General features: G+C 65.9%; 17 protein-coding genes. 6 read left to right on the top strand and 11 right to left on the bottom strand.

Annotated elements, in window-relative coordinates; all coding sequences use genetic code 11:
• Window positions 1–263: 263 nt before the first annotated feature.
• From PQQ53_RS10515 to PQQ53_RS10505, 3 genes are read left to right on the top strand one after another with little or no spacing between them, the layout of a single operon-like run.
• The gene (locus tag PQQ53_RS10515; RefSeq protein ID WP_408142616.1) at window positions 264–1,373 is read left to right on the top strand and encodes a sugar ABC transporter substrate-binding protein; all 1,110 of its coding nucleotides are present in this window, start codon (window positions 264–266) and stop codon (window positions 1,371–1,373) included.
• A complete protein-coding gene (locus tag PQQ53_RS10510; RefSeq protein WP_408142614.1) occupies window positions 1,373–2,383 on the top strand; it encodes an ABC transporter permease in 1,011 nt (336 codons plus the stop codon). The genes PQQ53_RS10515 and PQQ53_RS10510 overlap by 1 nt, the downstream gene beginning before the upstream one ends.
• Complete coding sequence (locus PQQ53_RS10505; protein ID WP_408153075.1) at window positions 2,383–3,195, top strand: ATP-binding cassette domain-containing protein; 813 nt, start codon at window positions 2,383–2,385, stop codon at window positions 3,193–3,195. Before PQQ53_RS10510 ends, PQQ53_RS10505 begins: the two co-directional genes overlap by 1 nt.
• A 214-nt stretch (window positions 3,196–3,409) precedes the next feature.
• Here the strand turns inward: PQQ53_RS10505 and PQQ53_RS10500 are convergent, their stop codons facing one another.
• From PQQ53_RS10500 to coxB, 4 genes are all read right to left on the bottom strand, one after another.
• Entirely contained in the window at window positions 3,410–4,735 is a 1,326-nt protein-coding gene (locus tag PQQ53_RS10500; RefSeq protein WP_408323992.1) for a ferredoxin reductase family protein, read from the bottom strand.
• 150 nt (window positions 4,736–4,885) lie between these two features.
• A complete protein-coding gene (locus tag PQQ53_RS10495; protein WP_408142608.1) occupies window positions 4,886–5,224 on the bottom strand; it encodes a hypothetical protein in 339 nt (112 codons plus the stop codon).
• A complete protein-coding gene (ctaD, locus tag PQQ53_RS10490) occupies window positions 5,221–7,758 on the bottom strand; it encodes a cytochrome c oxidase subunit I (RefSeq protein WP_408323990.1) in 2,538 nt (845 codons plus the stop codon). Before ctaD ends, PQQ53_RS10495 begins: the two co-directional genes overlap by 4 nt.
• Window positions 7,755–8,453 carry a cytochrome c oxidase subunit II gene (gene coxB / locus PQQ53_RS10485; RefSeq protein ID WP_408142604.1) on the bottom strand — a complete coding sequence of 233 codons (699 nt, stop codon included), beginning with the start codon at window positions 8,451–8,453 and terminating at the stop codon, window positions 7,755–7,757. Before coxB ends, ctaD begins: the two co-directional genes overlap by 4 nt.
• Window positions 8,454–8,504: 51 nt before the next feature.
• Here coxB and PQQ53_RS10480 point away from each other — a divergent pair, with 51 nt between their 5' ends.
• Window positions 8,505–9,017 carry a DUF2231 domain-containing protein gene (locus tag PQQ53_RS10480; protein ID WP_408142602.1) on the top strand — a complete coding sequence of 171 codons (513 nt, stop codon included), beginning with the start codon at window positions 8,505–8,507 and terminating at the stop codon, window positions 9,015–9,017.
• On the opposite strand, the gene PQQ53_RS10475 is transcribed toward PQQ53_RS10480, so the two are convergent.
• The 5 genes from PQQ53_RS10475 to PQQ53_RS10455 all read right to left on the bottom strand — a co-directional run bounded on the left by PQQ53_RS10475 (window position 8,981) and on the right by PQQ53_RS10455 (window position 13,154).
• Window positions 8,981–9,493, bottom strand: a complete 513-nt coding sequence (locus PQQ53_RS10475) for a HemJ family protein (RefSeq protein WP_408153070.1) — start codon at window positions 9,491–9,493, stop codon at window positions 8,981–8,983. The genes PQQ53_RS10480 and PQQ53_RS10475 overlap by 37 nt on opposite strands.
• Window positions 9,490–10,212, bottom strand: coding sequence for a cytochrome c oxidase assembly protein (locus PQQ53_RS10470; RefSeq protein WP_408323988.1), 723 nt, complete (start codon window positions 10,210–10,212; stop codon window positions 9,490–9,492). Before PQQ53_RS10470 ends, PQQ53_RS10475 begins: the two co-directional genes overlap by 4 nt.
• Window positions 10,213–10,531: 319 nt before the next feature.
• The gene (locus PQQ53_RS10465; RefSeq protein ID WP_408323987.1) at window positions 10,532–12,016 is read right to left on the bottom strand and encodes a CHASE2 domain-containing protein; all 1,485 of its coding nucleotides are present in this window, start codon (window positions 12,014–12,016) and stop codon (window positions 10,532–10,534) included.
• Window positions 12,017–12,054: 38 nt separating this feature from the next.
• Window positions 12,055–12,690: an OmpA family protein gene (locus PQQ53_RS10460; protein WP_408323985.1), complete on the bottom strand. Its 636-nt coding sequence runs from the start codon at window positions 12,688–12,690 to the stop codon at window positions 12,055–12,057.
• Window positions 12,687–13,154, bottom strand: coding sequence for a FecR family protein (locus tag PQQ53_RS10455; protein WP_408142592.1), 468 nt, complete (start codon window positions 13,152–13,154; stop codon window positions 12,687–12,689). The genes PQQ53_RS10460 and PQQ53_RS10455 overlap by 4 nt, the downstream gene beginning before the upstream one ends.
• Before the next feature lie 402 nt (window positions 13,155–13,556).
• Here PQQ53_RS10455 and PQQ53_RS10450 point away from each other — a divergent pair, with 402 nt between their 5' ends.
• Complete coding sequence (locus tag PQQ53_RS10450) at window positions 13,557–13,703, top strand: hypothetical protein (RefSeq protein WP_408323983.1); 147 nt, start codon at window positions 13,557–13,559, stop codon at window positions 13,701–13,703.
• Window positions 13,704–13,842: 139 nt separating this feature from the next.
• Complete coding sequence (locus tag PQQ53_RS10445) at window positions 13,843–14,739, top strand: fructose bisphosphate aldolase (protein WP_408323981.1); 897 nt, start codon at window positions 13,843–13,845, stop codon at window positions 14,737–14,739.
• A 99-nt stretch (window positions 14,740–14,838) separates the two neighbouring features.
• Here PQQ53_RS10445 and PQQ53_RS10440 read toward each other — a convergent pair whose 3' ends face one another.
• On the bottom strand, window positions 14,839–19,539 hold the full coding sequence (locus tag PQQ53_RS10440) for a cellulose synthase subunit BcsC-related outer membrane protein (protein ID WP_408323979.1): 4,701 nt from the start codon (window positions 19,537–19,539) through the stop codon (window positions 14,839–14,841).
• Complete coding sequence (gene bcsZ / locus PQQ53_RS10435; protein WP_408153064.1) at window positions 19,530–20,714, bottom strand: cellulose synthase complex periplasmic endoglucanase BcsZ; 1,185 nt, start codon at window positions 20,712–20,714, stop codon at window positions 19,530–19,532. The genes PQQ53_RS10440 and bcsZ overlap by 10 nt, the downstream gene beginning before the upstream one ends.
• Between the last annotated feature and the right edge of the window lie 10 nt (window positions 20,715–20,724).

The raw sequence follows: 20,724 nt of genomic DNA, 5'->3' as shown, positions 1-20,724 counted from the left end.
ATTTCCAGGCCTCGCGGTCCGCTCACCGGGCATCCCAATAGTCGGACTAGTTAGGGGTATACATGGATTAGGAGGTACAACCGCGCTGCACTACCATTTTTTCGGTACCGCACGGCGCGTATCGAGCGCTTTCGAATCGGGGTTGCACATCTTCACGCCTCAGTCCCGCGCTGCCCAGCGCACTCCGGTGCCGTCCAGCATCTGCACGCGATCGACTCGAAGTCGAGCACATCAACGAACGAAGAAGAGAACCGGAGGACGACATGGCACAGCAACGGGATGACGACGAGGAACAGCGGCGCAACGGTTTCAGCGCAGCGCGGCGCGGGCTGATGCAGGGTACGGGATTAGGCGCGGCGCTTTCGCTGATGGGCGCGCTAGGCGGCGCGGGCGGGCTGGTCGGCACCGCGCAGGCGGCGGAGGCGGCTTTTCCCGCCCACAAAAAGTGGAGGATCGTGTTCGTCAATCACGTCACCACGAACCCGTTCTTCGTACCCACCCAGTACGGCATTCAGGATGCCTGCTCGCTGCTCAGCATGGATTATCAGTGGACCGGCTCGGCCACTTCGGACGCGGGCGAGATGGTCCGCGCCGTGAACTCGGCCATTGCCGCGAAGGCCGACGCCATTGCCGTGCCGATCGTCGATCCGGGCGCCTTCGACAAGCCGATCCAGGCCGCGCTCGACGCCGGCATTCCGGTGTTCGCCTATAACGCGGACGCGCCGCGCGGCAAGAAGAACCCGCGACTCGCCTATATCGGCCAGGACCTGTATCTCTCCGGCTATCAGATGGGCGAGCGCATCGTGAGCCTCATCGACAGCGGCATGGTCGCGCTTTTCATCGCGACGCCGGGGCAGCTCAATATCCAGCCGCGCCTGGACGGTGCGAGCGACGCCATCAAGAAGTCGGGCAAGAAGATCGACATCCAGACGGTGGCGACGGGCGCGACCGTCAACGAGGAGCTTTCAAAAATCAAGTCGTTCTATCTGGGCCATCAGGACCTGAAGGGCATGTTCGCCGTCGATGCGGGCAGCACGCAGGGCGTCGCGCAGGTGATGAAGGAATCGAACCTTCCTTCGAAGGGTGTGCACGGTGGAGGCTTCGACCTGCTGCCGACCACGATCCAGCTTATCCACGAAGGCTTCCTCGACTTCACGATCGATCAGCAGCCCTACGTGCAGGGTTTCTATACGGTGATGGAGGCGTTCGTGTTCCTCTCCTCGGGCGGGCTGGTCGGGCCGGCCGACATCAATACCGGCTTGAAATTCGTGACTAAGGAGACCGTCGAGCCCTACCTGAATACCTCGACGCGCTATGAAGGCAAGACCACCAAGCCGCAAATCGTTCCGATGAGCGGCGCAATCAGGTCGTGATGGACACAGTGAACGAAACCAGCAAGATCGAAGCGGCCCGCGCGCCCCGGCGCGCGGGGGTTTCATTTGCGTCACACTGGTCGGCCGAGCTGCGTATCCTGCTCGTGGCGGTGCTGCTGGCTGCCTACTTTGAATTCGCTAATCACGATTTCCTGCTCACCAACGCGAGCCTCGTCAACCTGTCGCAGTTCATCGCGCCGGTGGCGATCATCGCGTTCGGCGAAATCATGTTGATGATTGGCGGCGACATCGATCTCTCGGCGGGCATGGTGTTCGCATTCGCGCCGTTCATGATGGTGTTTGCGAACGACGCAGGCGCGCCCATGTGGCTCGCCGTGATCGCGGGGCTCGTGGCCGCGGCGATCGTCGGCTTCGTGAACGGCGCCGTGACGGTGTGGCTGCGGCTGCCCTCGTTCGTCACCACGCTCGGTACGCTCTTTCTCATCAACGGCATCACGCTCACCATCTCGCGCGGCACGCCCGCGCCTGCTCCAGGATCGCCTACGTTCTCGGGGTTCATGGGTGCGTGGGGTTACAGCGAGATCATCTGGACCGTGGCGATCGCTTTCGCGATGCACGTGCTTTTGCGGCATACCCGCTGGGGCCTGCATACACAGGCCGCGGGCGCGAATCCAATCGGCGCGAGCGAGGCCGGCATTCAGGTGAACCGGCTGCGCCTCGGCAATTTTATCCTCGCGGCGGTGCTGGCGGGCTTCACCGGCATCCTCGAAGCCTTTCGCATTACCTCGATCGATCCGCAGGCGGGCGGCAACCAGATCATGTTCCTTGCCGTGGCCGCCGCCGTGATCGGCGGCACGCCGCTCACGGGCGGGTCGGGCACCATCGTGGGCGGCTTGATCGGCGCGGCGGTGCTCGGCATTCTCAACGACGGCTTCACGCTCATCGGCATCAACGCGTTCACGTTCAACATCATTCTCGGCGCCGCGATCCTGGCGGCGATGATCTTCAATATCCACGTCGGGCGTATTCGCCGTAAGGGAGGGCGCTGATGGACCCATCACAAGCCTCCTCCTCAGTCGCGAATGCCGCGCCCGCTGCGCCGCTCGCGCTGCGCGGCGAGAGCCTCGTCAAACGTTTCGGCGCGGTGACCGCGCTCGACGGCGTCTCGTTCACGCTCGGCAAGGGCGAGATTCTCGGCATACTCGGCGACAATGGCGCGGGCAAGTCCACGCTCGTCAAGATTCTCACGGGCTTTCATCAGCCGACGGGCGGCACGCTCCATATCGACGGCCACGAGACGCTGCTGCGCTCGGTCGATCATGCGCGTTCGCTCGGCATCGAATGCGTGTATCAGGATCTCGCGCTCGCCAATTCGCTGAGCATTTACCACAACATGTTCCTGAACCGCGAGATCGTGCGGCGCGGACCGTTCAGGCTGCTCGACCACAAACAGATGCGCGAGCGTGCGGCGCAATGTCTCGACGATATCGGCGTGCACGTGTCGTCGGTGGATTTGCCCGTGGAGCGCCTCTCGGGCGGGCAGCGTCAAGCCATCGCCGTGGCGCGCGCCGTGCATTCCAATGCGAAGATTCTCCTGCTCGACGAGCCGCTCGCCGCAATGGGCGCACGCGAGGCGGGGCTCATCATCGATCTCCTGATGCGGCTGAAGGAAAAGGGCGGCCTGTCCATCATCATGATCATGCACAACTATGCGCAGACGCTCGATATCGCCGATCGCATCATGCTGATGCAGCGAGGCCGCGTGACCTACGAGCAAAAGAGTGCGCTGACTTCCGTGTCGGAGCTCATGGACATCGTGCGGCGGGAGTACCGGGAAATGCGCGCCGCCAGCGCGCGTTGAGCCCGCTATCCAGGGGGTATGCCGGAGCGGGGCCGCATACCCGATAACCTCGAGGTATCTTGCAACGCCCAACCAGACGCGCCCCCAACCTCACCCGCTAATGCCCCGAACTCACCCGCAACAACGCAAACACCAGCGACAGTGCCACCACGATCACCCCCGTGGCAACGGCCAGTCGATCAGCTAACAATCGGCGCATCGCAACTCTCCTCAGCTAGACGAAGCTATACCGCTCGGAATGGTAGCGCACGAGCGGCACTTTCATCTCGCCCAGCGCGGTTTCGATCGCATCCATCATCACGTCGGGCCCGCAGATGAAGTACTCGTGTTCGGCGTACTCGGGCGGCAGATGACGCCTGAACAGTTCGGCGTTGATGCGTCCGCTTTCGCCGCTCCAGCCTTCGGGCGGGTCCGACAGCACATACACGACCTTCAGATCGAGCCGCGTTTTCAGCGCCTCCAGCTCCTCGCGGAAGGTCATCGACTCCCAGTTCTTGCTGCCGTACAAAAGGACCAGCGGGCGCTGGTCGCCGCGATCGGCGAGCGTGCGGATCATGCTCATCATCGGCGTGATGCCGATGCCGCCCGCGATCAGCACGTGCATGTCGGTCGGATGGCCGATCGTGAAAGCGCCATACGGTCCGTCCAGATAGACGCGCTGTCCGGCCGTCACCGTTCTCACGGCGCTCGTGAAATCGCCGAGGTTGCGGATCGTCATTTCGACACGGCCGTCCGCGGCTTCCGCGCTCGATGAAAACGAAAACGGATGCCCGGTGATGCGAAACGGGCTCGCCCACAACGTCAGCCAGCCGAACTGGCCCGGCTTGAAGCGAAAGCCCGCGTGCCCCTCGGGCTGCATCACGAGCGTCGTGGTGTCGCCGTGTTCCGCGCGCACCTCGGTGACGCGATAGGGACGCCGCAGCATGAACAGCGGCTTGAACAGACGCACGTAAAACAGCAAGCCGATCCAGAAGATCGTCATGCCGATCCACAACGTGCGCTTGAGCGGGTCGACCAGATAAAAGCCCCAGCCCACCATATGCAGCATGCCGGCGGCAATCGCGACCAGCGCGAGCACGATATGCGACAGATGCCAGAGTTCGTAGCGCAGCTTCAACTGTTTGCGCCACAGCGCCATGATCACGAGCAGAATCAATGAGCCGATCGACAACACCGCGAAGCGCGCGCCCCACGGAATGTCCCAGATCGAATCGGGCAGCGCGAGCTGCGGCGAGCGGATCGCGATCAGAATCAGCGGATGCGCGACGACGAGGCCGACCGCCATCAGCGAAATGCGCCGGTGGAAGTGATAGATGACGTCCTCGCCCCACGGCTCGGTCACATGGCGAAAGCGCGCGGTGAGACCGAATTGCAGCCCCATCATCGCGAGGCCGGAATAGCCGAGCGCGACGGAAAACTCGGTGGCGAAATTGCGGGCTGGCGGCAGGTTGCCCGCGAGCAGCGCGAACAGCGGAGCAAGAATGAACAGCAGATAGACGGCGGACCAGATGGCCTTGCGCACAAGATCGCGATACTGCATGAAATCCCTCTCTATTAGAGCATTCAGACATGCCGGCATGGCGGCTATGAAGCGGGGAGCGTGCCGACCGAAGCGCCAACCGGCGCGCCGGCCAGTGCGCGAGCTATTGCGTCGTCTGGTACCTCAAGCGTCGCTGCTTGTCGGTCGCGCTCATAGGCAAGTAGTCAGCAGGAGCGCGGGCCCAAACGTAATAACCGTGGCAACCAGCGCCGCGATCAAAGTCCAGATGACGACGGTATGCATGAACGTACTGATGGGCTCCGGACCCGGATCGCGAATGGCCGCCGCACGATAGCGCCATAGCCAGCCGATCGCGACCAGATGCAGCAGCAACACGATCGCAAGGCTCACACGCAGCGGCCCGGTCGGCCAGCCGAACGCGCAGCCGATCGCGTGCAGCGCATACAGGATCACGAGCGCAACGCACCAGATGGTGAAGCCCACGGCGAGCCACCACAGACGCCGTGGCGCAAGCGGCCGCGCGCTCATGGCCGTGCTCCCAGCATCGCGACCAGCGAGGGCAGCGCGAGCACGAGGACCAGCGCAATGATGCCCGTCGTCAGCGTGTAGTCGAGCCACAAGCGCGTGAGCCGCAGGTCCGTGAGCCGTCGCGGGGAGACGAAGCCGGCGCCGATGCGCAGTACATTGCTGATCAGAAACAGCAGCCCGATGCCCGCATGAATGCCGACGTACGTCAGCAACGCTGCCGCCGTTGCGCCGAGCGCGTGCTCACGCGGATGCGGCATGACGCCGGCGATCAGCGCGACATCGGCGGCAATCGCGATGACCAGTGCCAGCGCGGCCACGCTGATCCAGCGATGCGCGTGACGGTCCGCGGCGGCCGCGCGCAGCGACCCGCGTGCCGCGACCGCCGCGACGGCCAGCGCGACGACGCTCACGAGCGCGAACAGGCGGCTCGGCTCGGGCGTCACCGCGGCCGGCCAGTTCGGCGCGGCGATCCACAGATAGAACGTGCCGAATACGAGCGACGTGAACAGCGTGCCGTTCGCGACCAGCGTGCAGATCAGCGCGAGCCACGCCGGCGCGCCGGCCACTTCGGTATGCGGCGGCACGCTGACGCCACGGCCCACCGGCAGCGGTCCGTAATCGCGCGCGTGACCGGCGCTCTGGCCCGCGTAGATGAAGAGACCGAAGGTCACGAACGCAAAGGTCAGCGACAGCAGATAGAAGCCGAACAGCATCGCCAGCACCGCCGCGCAGGTCACGGTGGCAGTGACGAGCGGCAGATAGGTCGCGCGCGGCAGCACGATCAGTTGTTCGGGCTCGCCGGAAGTCATGTGCACACCGAGCGTTTCCTGCCAGCCGTTGCGCGTGAAGCCGAGATAGCCGTCGCCGCGCGCGAGCAGCGCCGCCAGTTTGCCCGGCGCGACGCCCTCCGTTTCCGTGCCCACCCGCGGGATCGACGCGAACGCGTACGGCGCGGGCGGAATCGGCATCGCCCATTCGAGCGTGGTCGAATCCCACGGATTGCGCCGCACGCGCCGGCCGTAGCGCACCTGCACGATGATGTCGATCACCACCAGCGCGAAGCCGATCGTCATCACGAAGCTGCCCACCGACGACAGCAGATTGAGCCAGTTCCACCCCTCGTCGCCGCGATAGGTGAAGATGCGCCGCGGCATGCCGAGCAGGCCGGTCAGGTGCATCATGAAGAACGTCATGTTGAAGCCGATGAACACCAGCCAGAACGCCGGCAGCGACAGCTTGTGCACGGCGGTGCGCCCGGTCAGCAACGGCAGCCAGTAGTAGAACGCCGCGAGCATCGGAAACGCGAGCGCGCCGGCCACCACGTAGTGCATGTGCGCGACGACGAAGTAAGTGTCGTGCGCCTGCCAGTCGAACGGCACCATCGCGAGCATCACGCCGGTCAGCCCGCCCGCCGTGAACACGAAGAAGAAGCCGAACACGTACAGCATCGGCACGTCCCAGCGCGGGCGTCCGTGCGAGAGCGTCGCGAGCCACGCGAAGAACTGGATCGCGGTCGGCACAGCGACGATCGCCGAGCCGGCCGAGAAGAACGCGAGCGCCAGATGCGGAATGCCCACCGTGAACATGTGATGGACCCAGATGCCGAAGCTCAGGAAAGCGAGCGCGATGATCGCGACGACGATGGCCCGGTAGCCGACCAGCGGCCGCCGCGCGAACACGGGGATGATGGTCGACAGCACGCCCGCCATCGGCAGGAAGATGATGTACACGTCCGGGTGGCCGAACAGCCAGAACAGGTGCTGCCACAGCAGCGGATCGCCGCCGCGCCGTGGATCGAAGAAGGGCAGGCCGAAGGCGCGCTCCACTTCGAGCAGGATCGAGCCGAGGATCAGCGGCGGAAAGGCGACGATCATCATCATCGCGGTGACGAGGATGTACCACGCGAAAATCGGCATGCGGTCGAGCGACATGCCGGGCGCGCGCATCTTCAGAATCGACACGACGATCTCCATCGCGAGCGAGAGCGCGGAGATTTCCACGAAGGTGATGCCGAGCAGCCACACGTCGGCGTTGATGCCCGGCGTGTAGACGTTCGAGCTGAGCGGCGTGTACATGAACCAGCCGCCGTCGGGCGCGGCGCGCATGATCAGCGAGACCGTCAGGATCGTGCCGCCGAACAGATAGCACCAGTAGCCGTACGCGGTCAGGCGCGGAAAGGCGAAGTCGCGTGTGCCGAGAATTTTCGGCGTGAGGTAGACCGCGAAGCTTTCCACCATCGGAATCGCGAACAGGAACAGCATCATCGAGCCGTGCATCGTGAAGACCTGGTTATAGGTCTCGGCGTCCATGAAGGCCGCGTGCGGCGTCGCGAGCTGTACGCGCGTGAGCATGCCGAGCACGCCCGCGATCGCAAAGAACAGGAACGACGTGATCATCATGCGCATGCCGAGGACCGTATGGTTCACGGCGGCGAGGCGCTGCACGCCGGGTCCGGTGGCCCAGATCGCGGCGAGCTGGCGATGCAGCCGCAACGCGTTCATGCCCTGTGACGGCGGCTCGACGGGCACACTCATTTCTTTATCTCCCCGTTGGCGGCCGCCTGCTTGACGGCGGCGGCAAAGTCTTCCGGACGATCGACGATCACCGTGAAGTGCATCCCTGCATGTCCCAGCCCGCAGAACTGGTTGCATTGCCCTTCGTACTGACCGGGCTGATCGGCCTGCACGCGCAGACGCGTGGCGTGCCCGGGTATCGCGTCGATCTTGCCGGCGAAGCGCGGAATCCAGAACGAATGCACGACGTCCTCGCTCGTGACGACGATATCGACCGGCGTGCCGGCGGGCAGGTGCAGCACGTCATGGGTTTCCACCCCACCCTGGTCCGGATAGCGGAAGGTCCAGTTCCATTGCTTGCCGATCGCGTCGACGCGTGCGGGCGCATGGCCCGGCAGCGGCAGCAGCCGTTCACCGGCAAGGAGCGCATAACAGACCAGCGGGATCAGGATCACGGCGGGCAGCACGAGGCCGCCCAGCACGATCCAGCGCGCGGGCGACACCTGCGAGCCCCAGCCCGGGCGCCGCATCACCAGCGCGAACAGCACGAGCACCAGCGCGAACAGCACGGCCGAGCCCGCCAGCATGGTCCACCACAGCCCGGCAATCGACGCCGCCGCGGGTCCGGACGGCGCGAGCGTCGACAGCGGGCCGGCGCAGCCCGACAGCGCCGCGCCTACCGCCGCGATCAATCCCGCTTGGACCGGTCCACGCAAGCGGCTATGATGGTTCGCACGATCACACATTCGACGCGAGGGACTGTGACCATGGCAAAGAAAGACCATGCCGGATCCAACGGCAAGAGCGAGGTGTTGCTGGAACTGTTGCGGCTCGATGCGGGTTCGGCCGTCGCATTCGTCGGGCATCCGATTCACGTGATGATGGTGCATTTCCCGATCGCGTTCGTCGTCGCCACGCTCGGCATCGACGTCCTCTACTGGTGGTCGGGCGATCCGTTCTGGGTGAGGGCGGGTCTGTGGGCCGCCGGCTTCGCGTTCTGGAGCGGCGTGGGCGCGAGCCTCGTCGGCACCGGCGAGATTCTGCTCGTGCGCGGCATCCGCCTGAAGGAAGCGAGCTGGTCCCACGCGGTGGCCGCGATGACGCTGGTCGCCATCGCCGGCGCCAGCTGGGGCGTGCGTCTCTACTATCCCGAGCAGATCCTTCCGCACGGCCTCGCGCTCTCGGTTCTGGCCTCGGTGATGACGGGCTTCGCCGGCTGGCATGGGGGCAAGCTCGTGTTCGATCATGGCGTCGGCATTCTGGTGTCGCCGAAGGACTGATGCAGCCAGCGGGCGAGTCCGCCTGGCTCGAACAGATGCGGGGCGAACAGGTTTGAGTCGAGGTGCGGCTTGGCGAGCACGATCCAGATGATCGCGACGATCACCACCACATAGGCGCTCGTCAGCGCGATCGAGGAGAGCTTGCCGAAATGCCCGTCGGGCAGGAACAGATGCAGCATCACGAGGCCGGCCACCACGTGCAGCATCGCCATGATGCCGACCAGCACCATCTTGAGAGAGAACCATTCGACGAAGGTGGCCTGCAGGAAGATCAGCGCCGTGCCGCTCGCAATCGCGACGAAGGCGGCGGGCGAAGTCAGCTCCACATAGACCAGCCGCGTGATGCGGTGCAGGCGGTCGAGGTCTGAACCAGGCGGCAGCGCGCGGCGCTGCCGGAACAGAAACGGCAATACGATCAGGCCACCTGACCATATCGCGATCGCGCCCAGATGGATGAACTTCAGCAGGATGGTCACAGTGCGGGCTCTCTGACGCGCAGGCTGGACCAGGCGAGCCACAGTCCCGCTGCGAGATAAGGGATCATCGCCAGCACCCACATCAAGAGGCCGGCAAGCTGCTGGTCGGCAAGCGGGGTGAGTCCCCACGCGGCGGTGCTGGCGAAATGCACGACGTAGAGCGGCGCGGGCGCGAACACGATCAGCGCGCCGAGCAAGCCCATTTGCCCGATCGTCGCGACGAGCGCCATCAAGGCGGCGCCCGTTTGCAGCGTCGGCGCAAGGACGCTGCGCCACATCAGCCACGCGCTGCCGAGCAGCGTGGTCTGCATCAGCCAGTAAGCGGGCACCGTGGCGAGCCCCCAGGCGTACGGACCGGGCGCATGCCAGAGCCACACGATGACCGCATGTGCGGCGACCACGGGAACGAGCGGCGGATAGCCGAGGCGCGGCAGCGCAAACGCGCGTGCGAGCAGGGGCGCGACGGCCGCAATCAGAATGATGTGATGGGTCACGCGCGCCGAGAACAAGGCCGATGACAGCGCGCACAGCGGCGAGACGAACACGACCACCATCAGCACGAGCGCGGCCCAGCCCGCTCGCGCATCGGCGCTGCGGCCGCTGGCGACGAGGTAGGCGAAAACGGCAAGCGCTGCGAGCAGCAGCGGGTCGGTGTTCCAGCGCAACCACAGATCGGCGGGGATCGCGGCCGGCCCGCAGTAGGCGACTAGATAGGGCATGGCGCGATGTCGTCGGAGGGTCCGGTTTCGATCGCGTAACACGCGGCCTGTATTCTTCTTCGTAACTCGCGTCCGGTTGTCTTGTGAGGGACATGAGCGTCTGCACGCGCGCTCACCGGAACACTTTCCGCATCTGCCATTTCCGTCACCTCGCACGGCGCGTCGAACGCGCTGGAAGAACCTGGAAAATTATCGAAACGGGCTCGCAGCCTGATCGACCGCAGATGTACTGTAGCTCAAATAGCGCGCTTTAGGGCCAGCTATGGCGGATTTTACCGATTTTCGTCAGGCTGACAACGAGCTTTCATAAGAGTGCTAATCAAGCGCCCGGCGCCTTGCCTGCGCCGTCCTGATCGGCTGGTCGAGCTTGTGTGAGGGCGGCTTCCATCCGGGTTTGCTCCTGGAGATGAAGCAGCGCGGGCGAGAGGAAACAGCCCATCACCGCGGACAGGATGATGAAGATCGCGGCCGCATCGACGAGCAGTCCGAAGCGAATGAAAATATAGAAGCAGCATAGGAGATTCAGCAGATGCAGGCACAGGCCCAGCACGGTGACTGCCTTCGGCACGACCCGGATCACGCCCGCGAGCCGCGATTGCCTGCGCGGCACATACCAGATGAGCAGCAGGCCGACGCCCATGATGAACCCGCTCTCGGCCCATTTGAGCCACGTGGGACGCAGCAGGAAACGTCCCTCGACGATGGTCTCGATGACCTGAGCCTGAATCTCGATGCCCGGTACCAGTTCTCCTAACGGAGTCGTGCGCATGTCGGTCACGCCGGCGCCGGTCAATCCGACGAGCACGAGTTTGTCGCGGATGCGGTCCTCGTCCACCTTGCCGTCGAGCACCTCGCGTGCGGACACATAACGGTCCAGCGTCGAGCGGATGGAAGCGAAATGCAGCCAGATGTCGCCACCGGGTTGCGTGGGCACCTGCACGTCGGCGACCCCGACCGTTTGCACGCCCGAACCGTTGGTCGAGACTTCGAGCGCCGCCGAACCGGTGGCCACGCGCAGCATCTCCATCGGCAGGCTGGGGACCAGCGTGTCGCGCAGACCCATGATGAGCGGAATATGCCGGACCACGCCCTGTTCGAGCGCGACGCTCAGCATCGCCTGACCGTGCGCCGCGGCCTGCAATTGCGGCAGGCTGGCGAGCACGTAGTCGTAACGCGGCACGCGGGGCAGCGGGTCGGCGCCGTGCAGGAGAATCGGCGCGCTACGCAGATCGATGCTGGTGGCGAAGGCCGCGTGATCGAGCGCGGCCGCGCCCAGAATGGTCGGCGCCGCATGGAGCGCGCCAGCGAGAATCGTGTCGTGGCTGGGCAGCGCACGCAACGCGGCCGCGAGCGCTGTGGCCGTTTCCGGCAGATTGCCGGCCACCATGTCGGGCGAGGTTTGATCGGGCTCCGGCATGTAGATGTCGAGACCGATCGCGAGCGGCTTGTGTGCCGCGATCGCGTCGATCAGACCGGCGAGGCGGTTGCGCGGCCACGGCCATTGACCGACGCTGGCGAGCGTCTCCTCGTCGATTTCGACGATCGTCACCGGCTGTGCGTTCGGCATGCGCGGGTAGTGACGCTGGTACTGGTCGAACAGCAGTTGCCGCGCGGATTTGAACGAGTCGGGCAGCGTCTCGTCGAGCGTGGTGATGAAGGCCGGACGCGCGAGGTTGCTCGGCCATTCGCTGGCCAGGTTGAGCAGGCTCAGCGCAAACAGCACCGCGAGCGCGACCGGACGCCCCTGCGCCGCTTTCAGCAGAGACTTGATGCGGGCGAGCCAGAGGTCGTAATAGCGTTTCATCGAAGGGAGGGCGATTCAGCGCCGACGACCCGCGCGCGTCATTGAATGGTGATGACGACCCGCCGGTTCATGCGATTGGGCACGCCATCCGCCGTGGGGACCAGCGGCTCGCGTTTGCCCCGGCCCGCGGTTTCGATTTTGCCGGCGGGAATGCCTTGCTTGATCAGAAACGCCGCGGCGCTTTTGGCCCGCCGCAGCGACAGCCTGTCGTTGAATTCCTGGGAGCCGGCCAGATCCGTATGGCCGATCACCACGATCTGCGGCGCGGGCCAGTTCGCGAGGACGGCCTTCAGCTTCTCGACCGTGGCGGGCGACTCCGGGGCCAACTCGGTGGCCGAGTCGAACAGGAAGAACAGGGTGAAGGTCATCGGGCGCGGCGGCCGGGCGGCGAGCAGCTCGCCGTAACGGGCTTGCACGCCGGAGCGGCTGTCCATGGTCTTTTCGATGGCGCCGTTCTTCGTCACGTCGACGCCCGCGTAGGCCGTGTCGATGGTCCGCTCCGCCTTGGCGCTGTGCACGATGACCGCGCCGACTTTGCCTTCGGGATCGGGCAACAGAACGATCCGGTCCGGCGGCGTGCTGCATCCGGCGAGGCAGGTCAGCACGACGAATGCCGCTGCGAACACCGCTGCCGATAGCGATGCTGGCCGGTGCGGCCGGATGAGGGCTGTCAACGTGCATTCCCCCCGTTCTCGCCGACTTCGATAATGAACTCGGTGCCGCGCACCCCCAGCGTGGTGGTCGGCGTGCTGAAGCGGACCGCGTCCGGATTCGCCTTGGCGAGCTTGCCGGAGATCACGGCCAGCGAACCGCGTTTGACGCTTGCGTCGAGCACGCCGGCATGGGTCGTGCTGTCGAACGCGAAGCGGTTGAGTTCGAGCGTGGTGTTCGCGCCCGCGGACAGCAACGTCGTGTCGCGCAGCGTGATGCCGACCGACGACTCAGGCCCGGTCACGATGCGGTCGCTGCTGTACACGTCGGTGCCGATCGTCGCGCCCGAGCTTGCGCCCGCGTGCTCGATGCGCACCGCGCCCTTGACGGTCTTGACGACGCCGGCGGCATCCTCCGCGCGCGCATTGGCGGTGGCCGCACATCCGCAGGCAAGAATCAACGCATGGGCGATGGATCGGAAACGCATCGGCGGCACCTGTTGGCAAGAGCGCTACTTTCCACGGGGCGGCGCGGCGTGCCGATGTCGACGTGGTGTTGTGACCGATAATGGCCCGACTGCCGGTGGAGCTGGGACTGGCGAAGGGGAGGCGGAAAGGCAGGTCCTGGGGAGCCAGGGAGGCGCTTCTGCAGTATCCAGCAGAGTAGGGCCGCCCATGCAAACGACTCTGTGCGCTGCCGCGCATAACGCCACCCGAAAGGCTTGCAGTGGCCAAAGGTGTTGCTACGCAGCGATCGCGATGGACGGCGGGCCATGCCGGCCTCGACTCGCCCGCTGCAAAGCCGGGCAACACCGAATCATGAACCGGATGCCGTACAGCGGCGCCCGCCGGGCGTAATATGAGCAGACCTTGTGGCGGAGGCTTCCCTCATGTTCCATGATCCTATCCATGTTCCCGCGCTGATCGAATTGGCATTGCTGTCGATCGTGCTGATCTTCGTCAGCATAGTCCGCGCCCGGCGGCGCAGGCAGCGGCTACGCAACCGCGCCGACGCGGGAGCGAACGCGGGAAGATAGGGCTTGCGGCGCCTTCAGCGGATGCGCTTGAATACGGCTATGCCGTTCAGTTCAGGCAGAACCCTGATGGAGCAGATTTCAACGGGCCCGGATCGGACTCACCGGGCCGTTATCCGGCTATCGAAAGAGAGAGGTGTTCATGGCTAAAGACGGAATGATGGCGCAGGTGTGTGACAAGCAGGGCTTCTTCGCGGCCCTCGATCAGAGCGGCGGCTCGACGCCCGGCGCGTTGCGGCTTTACGGCATTCCGGATACCGCCTACAGCGACGACGCCGGCATGTTCAAACTGATCCACGAGATGCGCGTGCGCATCATCACCGCGCCTGCTTTTACCGGCGCGAGGATCATCGGCGCGATTCTGTTCGAAGCCACCATGGATGGTCAGGCCCAGGGCAAGCCGGTGCCGGCCTTCCTGTGGGAGGACCGTGGCGTCGTGCCGTTCCTCAAGGTCGACAAGGGACTGGAAGCCGAAGCCAACGGCGTGCAACTGATGAAACCGATACCGGGACTGGACGCACTGCTCGAGCGCGCGGTGAAGCTCGGCGTGTTCGGCACGAAGATGCGCTCGGTCATCAACGGGAATTCGCCGGCCGGTATCGCGGCGATCGTGAGGCAGCAATTCGAACGGGCGGCGCAGATCGAATCGCACGGCCTGATGCCGATTCTCGAACCCGAAGTGTCGATCAAGAGTCCCGACAAGGCGGGCGCCGAGGCCACGCTGCGCGCGGAACTGAGCAAGGGGCTCGACGCGTTGCCGCAGAGCAGCCGCGTCATGCTCAAGCTGACCTTGCCCGAGACCGCGGACTTTTATCGTCCGCTGATCGAGCATCCGCGGGCGGCGCGGGTCGTTGCGCTGTCGGGGGGCTACTCGCGAACCGATGCGTGCACGCGGCTCGCTTCCAATCACGGCATGATCGCCAGCTTCTCGCGGGCGCTGATCAACGACCTCAAGAAGCCGATGAGCGACAGTGAATTCGACGCGGCGCTGGAAAAGGCCGTCGAAGAGATTTATCAGGCTTCCGTCGTCAAGGTTTGAGGGGCGGCGAGCGGCGAGGCAGCGTACTTGCGGCCGATGAACGTTGCAATGCCCGGATAGCTGAGCATTGCAACGATCACCGCCGCGCGCAACCTCCCGTCAGTTCGACAACGACAGATACGGCGAACTGAGCGGCGTCGGCGGGAACGGCTGCAAGCCCGTCTGCTTGCTGAAGCTGTAGCGCACATAGACGGCGGCGAAGAACTCGCGATACTCATACGCATTGCCGAGCGACGCCGTCGCGCCGAACGCCAGCTGCGGCGCCAGTTGATATTCGCCGACCGCGCTGAGCGAATACGACACGCCCGTCTTGCTCTGGCCGGGATACACCGCGCCGCTATCCACGCCGCTGCCGATCGAAGCCGCATTGTCCGCCGCCGCGCCTTGCCGACGGGAGGCGTCGTTCAACGGGAAGTAGTTCGACGGATCCTCCCGATAGTGCTGCACGCCGATCGAGCCCTTCAGGTCATAGGTGAACGGACCATTGCGTCCGGTCCATTCCACCGGCAAATTCAGGATCACGTATTGTTGCGGGCTGAAATAACCGCCCTGGCCGTACGTGAAGTACGAGAGGTTCCTGTCGTAGCGCATCAGCGTGGTGTTCACGCCGACCGTCAGTGTCTGGTCGGCGTCTTTCAGCAGGCGCGTGTAGACCCCGCCGCCACCCTTGACCGAATTGTTGCTCGCGACGTTGTGGCCGCCGTAGTACTGATACGAAGCGTTCACGTACAGGCCGCTCGTGCCGTCGTCCCAGGCGAGGCTGCCGAGGCCGCCGGTCGAGGTGACGCCGCCCCATTCGAGTCCGGAACCCGCGTCGTGCGCGCCGGCATACGACAGCAGACTGTCGGTGACGGCGCGCCGCGCGACGGCGAGCGAATAGGAGACCTTGTCGGTGATGCCGCCGTTGTACCGCGCACCGCCCACGATGTTCGTCTCGCGGAAACCGAGCGGCGTCACGCCGATATCGCCGCTGACGCTGCGGCCCTCGTAGCCGACCGACAGCCCCACGCCGCTCGCCGTCTGGCTGCCGTACACGTTGTTGCCGGCCTTCGCCGCCGAATTCGACGCGCTGTCGGAGAGGCCCGCGCCGAAGCGCGCGAGCGTCGACACGTTGTTGGACGCGGTACCGGCATCGAGCGTGACGGGCGTCGCGGTCACGACGACATGGCCGTTGCCCGCCTTGATGCGCCCCTGGATCGGCGCTTCGATGTCGGTCAGCGTGGACAGGCCGTCCTCGCCGTCGCGGTTGCGGAACACGATGCCGCCCGACACCGTGCTTGCCTGCTCGCGATTGATCTGCGCCAGCTCTTCGGCGACGCCGAGCGTCTGCGTGTTGGCGAGGTTCGCGCCCGCGTAGTTGCCGGCATTGCCGCTGTTGCCCCCAGCTTGCTGCGGGTAGTAAGGCTGTGCGTAGCCGGTCGGCGGCTGCGGAATGTACGGCTGCTGTTGCCCGTAGTAGCCCTGATTCGGATACGCCTGCTGCTGCGGCGGATAGGGTTGATAAGGTTGCTGCGGGTAGCCTTGCTGTTGCTGCGGATAAGCCTGCTGGCCGTAATACGGCTGCTGCTGTGCATAGGGCTGCTGTTGCTGCTGCGCGTAAGCGGGTGCGCTGCGCGCGGTCTTCGACGTGCTTTGCTTCTTGCTCGTCGAGCGCCTCGTAGTCGCGGTCGAAGCGGCATACGGCTGTTGTTGCGCCGATCCGGCATTGTCCTGCGCCTCGCGCGAGGCGGGCGACATGGGCCATGGCGTAGCGGCATAGCCATCCGGCGCGCCGTATTGCGGTTGCTGCGGCGCCTGCTGCGCATAAGGCGCCTGCTGCGGATAACCCGGGCTGTATTGCTGCTGCATCGGCGGCATTTGCGTTTGTGCCTGCCCTTGCCCCGGATAAGGCTGCAATGGCGCACCGGACTGGCTCGACCCGTAGGTCTCCTGTCCATAGCCGCCCGAGTCGGCGCCCGAGCGCGGCGCGTTGTACGGCAACGCGGCGGGCGCGGCATTCGGCGCATAAGGCTGGGCGGGCGCCGTATAGGGCGCGACGTAAGGCGCGGGCTGCGTGGGCGGCGGATAGTTCGGCACGGTCTGCGTCGGCAAGGAGGACTGCGAATACGGATTGGTTGCGCGCGCGGCATTGAAGCTGCCACCGGCGGGCGCGGCGTTGTCGGCGGCGCTCGGCGCGACCGTTTTGCCTTCGAACGGATTGACGCCCGGCAGCGGCGTCGCGCCGATCTGGCGCATCGCGGTTTCCCACCCGCGCGGCACGTTGCTCGCCGGATTGTTGCGCGGGGCGCTGCCCATCGGCGTGTTGGCCGCGACGAGCGAGCGCTGCAAATAGGTCGACGCGAGCGACAGCTTGCCCTGCGCGCGATACATGCGGCCGACCGTCGCGAGCACGGTTGGATCGTTGGGCGCCAGGTTCAGCGCCTGATTCGCGAGCGATTCGGCGTAGCTGTTCTGCTTCGCGCCGACCGCGGCGGGGATCGCCGCCTGCAGCAGGCTCAGGTCGTCGGGGCGGCGCTGCAGCGCGACGCGGTAGCTGGCGAGCGCGTTGCGATCGTCGCCGGCGCTCGAATAGAGGCGGCCCAGCGCGGCCTGCAGATCCGGATTGTCGGGCATCGCCGCGAGCCACGGCGCGATCACGTCATAGGCGCTCGCGAGATCGCCGCGCTGACGCACCGCATCGGCCTGCTTGATGACGATGCCGAGATTCAGGTTGCCGAAGTCCGTGCGCTGCTGCGGCGTCAACTGCATTGACGCGAGCCGGCGCATCACCATGCCGAGTTCGGCTTCCTGTCCCGTCGCGGACAGAATGCCCGCGTATTGCAGCAGCAGATCGGTATTGCCCGGCGCCGCGTTCATCGCGCCGCGCACGAGGCCGAGCGCGCGGGTCGGGTCGCCCGCCTGCTGATAGGCGCCGGCGATCACGCCGATCAGCTCGGGGCTGCTGCCCGCGATCGGTTCGGCGGCGCGCAGCGTGGCGAGCGCCTGCTGCGTCTGAGCGTTGCGCGCGAGCCGCGTCGCGATGTCGGCCTGTTGATGCACCCACAGGCGGTGCTGCAAGGTGGTCATCGCGTCGGTGCGTTGCGCGACCGGAATGCGGTCGAGCTGCGCGAGACCCGCGCTCCAGTCTTGCGTTTCCGCCGACAGCAGCGCACTCGCATACAACGCGTCGGTCATGTCGGGATGCGCGGCGAGCAGGCCGTCCATCATGCTGCGCGCGTTCGCGACCGCGCCCTGGCGCACGTAGATGCGCGCGAGGTCGAGGCGCAGCCAGGGGTCGTCGGGCGTGTTCAGCAGCGCGTCCTCGAATAGGCTGCGCGCGCTGCCGAGATCGCCGCGCGCTTCGGCGGCGCGCGCCTGAGCGGCCTGCGCCTCGCCGCGCAGACGGTTGATGCCGCCGGCCTTCGATTGCTGTTCGGTGTTCAGCCGATTGGCGAACTGCAACGCCTCGTCGCCGCGCCCTTGCGCGGCGAGCGCACCGACCAGCCCGCGAATTGCATCGGGATTGTCGGCCTGGCGGCGCAGCGCCATCCGGTACGCCTGTTCCGCGCCGGCTGCGTCGTGGTTGGCGAGCAGCATTTCGCCGAGCAGCACCTGCGCGGTGACGTCGGACGGATTCAGCGCGATCGCGCGTTCGAACAACGACTTCGCCTTTGCGAATTCGCCGTTGCTGCGCGCGCCGATCGCGTCGCTGGTGTAGGTCCAGTAGGTCGCGCTGTCGAGCGCGGTTTTCCAGCGCGCCGGATTGCCGCCGCGCGAGGCGCGCTCCAGATAGTTGCGCGCTTCGGCGAAGTGTTCCTGCTTTAACGCGGCGATGCCCATGCCGCCGAGCGCATCGGTATCGTTCGGACTGCTCGCGAGCACCGACGAAAACTTCGCGCGCGCGGTAGCGACGTCGTTGCGCTCGAGCGCGGCGAAGCCCTCGGCGATCACGCGGCCGCGCGCATCGACGGCGGTGTTTTCCTGCGCGCGAGCGCGCGCCGCGCTGTCCTGCTGCACCATCGAATCGAAGCGCGCCTTGACCGCGGCGTCGTCGCTCGCGGTTTGCAGATAGGCCTGGTACAGCGCGGCGTCGGAAGGCCGCGCATCCAGCCACAAGAGCGCCTGGCGCCAGCTCTTTTTCGCCGCCGCGCCAACCGTGCCGTCGCCCGAAAGTTTTTGCAGCCGCGCGATACCGTCGCGGCGCGTCACGTCGCGATAGGTCAGATGCTGCGCGTAGGCGAGCGCGTAACGCGGATCGTCGGGGTTGTCGCGCGCAAGCTGTTCGAGCCCGCGGCGCGCCTGATCCCAACCCTGTGGCGTGGCCGACAGGGCCTGGTAGTACTCGAGCTGCAATTGCGGCGTCGCCGGTTTGCCCTGCAGCGCGCGTTGATATTCCTGCACCGCGCTCGCGCTCTGACCGCTTTGCGCAAGCCGCCGTGCGTCGTTGACGGTCTGGTCGCGCGGGCTCGACTCGCCCAGACGCCGCCCCAGTTCATCGAGACTCGGATAGTTCGGCGCGGCCGCCTTCAGGCGCGCGAGATATTGCTGCGCGCCGGCGCCGTCCTTGCGGTCGGCGAGTACCATGCCCATGCCGAACAGCGCGTCGGGCTGCTTCGGATCGATGCGGAGCACCTTCAGCCACGCCTGCTCGGCGAGGTCGCCGCGTTGATGCGACTGCCAGTACTTGCCCTGATCGATCAGCACGCTCAACGGATCTTTCGACGCTTGCGCCAGCGCATCGGGTGCGGCCGTCGCCACACAGCAGACTGCGGTGAGGCTCAGCGCGAAGCGCAATGACAACGCGAGGGCGCTCAATCGCATGCGTTTCTCCAGCTTGGCACGAGACGGCCGCTTGCGTCGAAGCGGTAACGGCCGTCGATGAAACCCGTGCCGAACAAGCCCAGCACACGATCGTAATAAACCGGTTCGCGGCCCGGCACGCCGGCGTCGAGCGCGGCCAGATGCGTGCGGGCGAGGCCGAGGCCGTGCTGGTCGCCGAGCGACTTGAAGTACGGCGCGAGCGCGCCCCAGTAGCTGAGCGGGCCTTCGCCGCTGGCAGCGCCAGTGGTCGAGGACACCTTCTCCGGCGGGAAGCCGTTTTGCGCGACCTTCGCGCGCATGCCGCCGAGCGCCGCGAGCCAGGGCTTCGCGAGCGGATCGGCGGGCGCGGCCAGCCCGGCCCACAGATAGACGCGGATCGCGTCGTAACTGCCGACGTCGCCGTTCTTCGGATCGACCACGAACTGGCCGTTTTGCCAGGCCGCCCAGTCGGGTGCGAAACCTTGCGGCGCGGTGGTCCTGACGAACTTGTAGGCGCTGTCCGCGAGCTTGTTCCACGGACCGTCCGGCAACTCGTGCGCGAGTCCGCGCAGCACCGGCAACGGCAGATAGCTCGGATTCAGACGTGTCACACCGGCGGTTTTGAAGCCTTGCGGTCCGGGAAGCAAGATCGGCCCGACGCCCGGCAGCGTGGTGATCTCTTCACGCGCGATCCGCGCGGCGAGCGCCTCGCCGAGCTGCGTGTAGCTCGCGTCGCCCCACAGGCGGCCGGCTTGCAGCAGATCGTAGGCGATCCACAGGTCCGAGTCGGAGGCCGAGTTCGGATCGAGCACGCCGTACGAGCCGTCCGGCTTTTTGCCCCATTGCCAGGCGGGCAGGCGCACGTTGTGCGCGTCGAACTGATTGCCCGCGAGATTGCTGCGGGTCCAGGCGAGCAGCCGGTCGAAGGTCGCGCGGTCGTTCGCGACCAGCGCGAAGAAGAGTGCGTACGACTGGCCTTCCGAGGTGGTCTGCTGAGCCTGCGTCGAGTAGTCGATCACGCGGCCGTCGGCCTGCACGAAGCGTTCGACGAAGGTGCGATAGCCGCTCCATTCGCCGCATGCGCCCGGCGCGCCGTTGCTCTGCGCGACTTTCACGATGCCGCCGACACTCGCCGACGCCGCCAAGGCGAGCGTTACCGCAACGGTCATTTTCTGGTTGATTCGAAGAACCCGCATATCAGTCCTG

The organism is Paraburkholderia strydomiana (assembly GCF_046030495.1).
Classification (GTDB): Bacteria; Pseudomonadota; Gammaproteobacteria; order Burkholderiales; family Burkholderiaceae; genus Paraburkholderia; species Paraburkholderia strydomiana_A.
The sequence above is the reverse complement of the archived record's forward strand: the minus strand, read 5'-3'. Positions and strand labels throughout refer to the sequence as shown.

Bases quoted from the DNA above. Each gene is read 5' to 3' on its own strand.
- PQQ53_RS10445 (WP_408323981.1), top strand. From the start codon at position 13,843: ATGGCTAAAGACGGAATGATGGCGCAGGTGTGTGACAAGCAGGGCTTC.
- PQQ53_RS10455 (WP_408142592.1), bottom strand. From the start codon at position 13,154: ATGCGTTTCCGATCCATCGCCCATGCGTTGATTCTTGCCTGCGGATGT.
- PQQ53_RS10510 (WP_408142614.1), top strand. From the start codon at position 1,373: ATGGACACAGTGAACGAAACCAGCAAGATCGAAGCGGCCCGCGCGCCC.
- PQQ53_RS10440 (WP_408323979.1), bottom strand. From the start codon at position 19,539: ATGCGATTGAGCGCCCTCGCGTTGTCATTGCGCTTCGCGCTGAGCCTC.
- PQQ53_RS10515 (WP_408142616.1), top strand. From the start codon at position 264: ATGGCACAGCAACGGGATGACGACGAGGAACAGCGGCGCAACGGTTTC.
- PQQ53_RS10500 (WP_408323992.1), bottom strand. From the start codon at position 4,735: ATGCAGTATCGCGATCTTGTGCGCAAGGCCATCTGGTCCGCCGTCTAT.
- PQQ53_RS10505 (WP_408153075.1), top strand. From the start codon at position 2,383: ATGGACCCATCACAAGCCTCCTCCTCAGTCGCGAATGCCGCGCCCGCT.
- PQQ53_RS10480 (WP_408142602.1), top strand. From the start codon at position 8,505: ATGGCAAAGAAAGACCATGCCGGATCCAACGGCAAGAGCGAGGTGTTG.
- PQQ53_RS10495 (WP_408142608.1), bottom strand. From the start codon at position 5,224: ATGAGCGCGCGGCCGCTTGCGCCACGGCGTCTGTGGTGGCTCGCCGTG.
- PQQ53_RS10450 (WP_408323983.1), top strand. From the start codon at position 13,557: ATGTTCCATGATCCTATCCATGTTCCCGCGCTGATCGAATTGGCATTG.
- PQQ53_RS10465 (WP_408323987.1), bottom strand. From the start codon at position 12,016: ATGAAACGCTATTACGACCTCTGGCTCGCCCGCATCAAGTCTCTGCTG.
- ctaD (WP_408323990.1), bottom strand. From the start codon at position 7,758: ATGAGTGTGCCCGTCGAGCCGCCGTCACAGGGCATGAACGCGTTGCGG.
- bcsZ (WP_408153064.1), bottom strand. From the start codon at position 20,714: ATGCGGGTTCTTCGAATCAACCAGAAAATGACCGTTGCGGTAACGCTC.
- PQQ53_RS10470 (WP_408323988.1), bottom strand. From the start codon at position 10,212: ATGCCCTATCTAGTCGCCTACTGCGGGCCGGCCGCGATCCCCGCCGAT.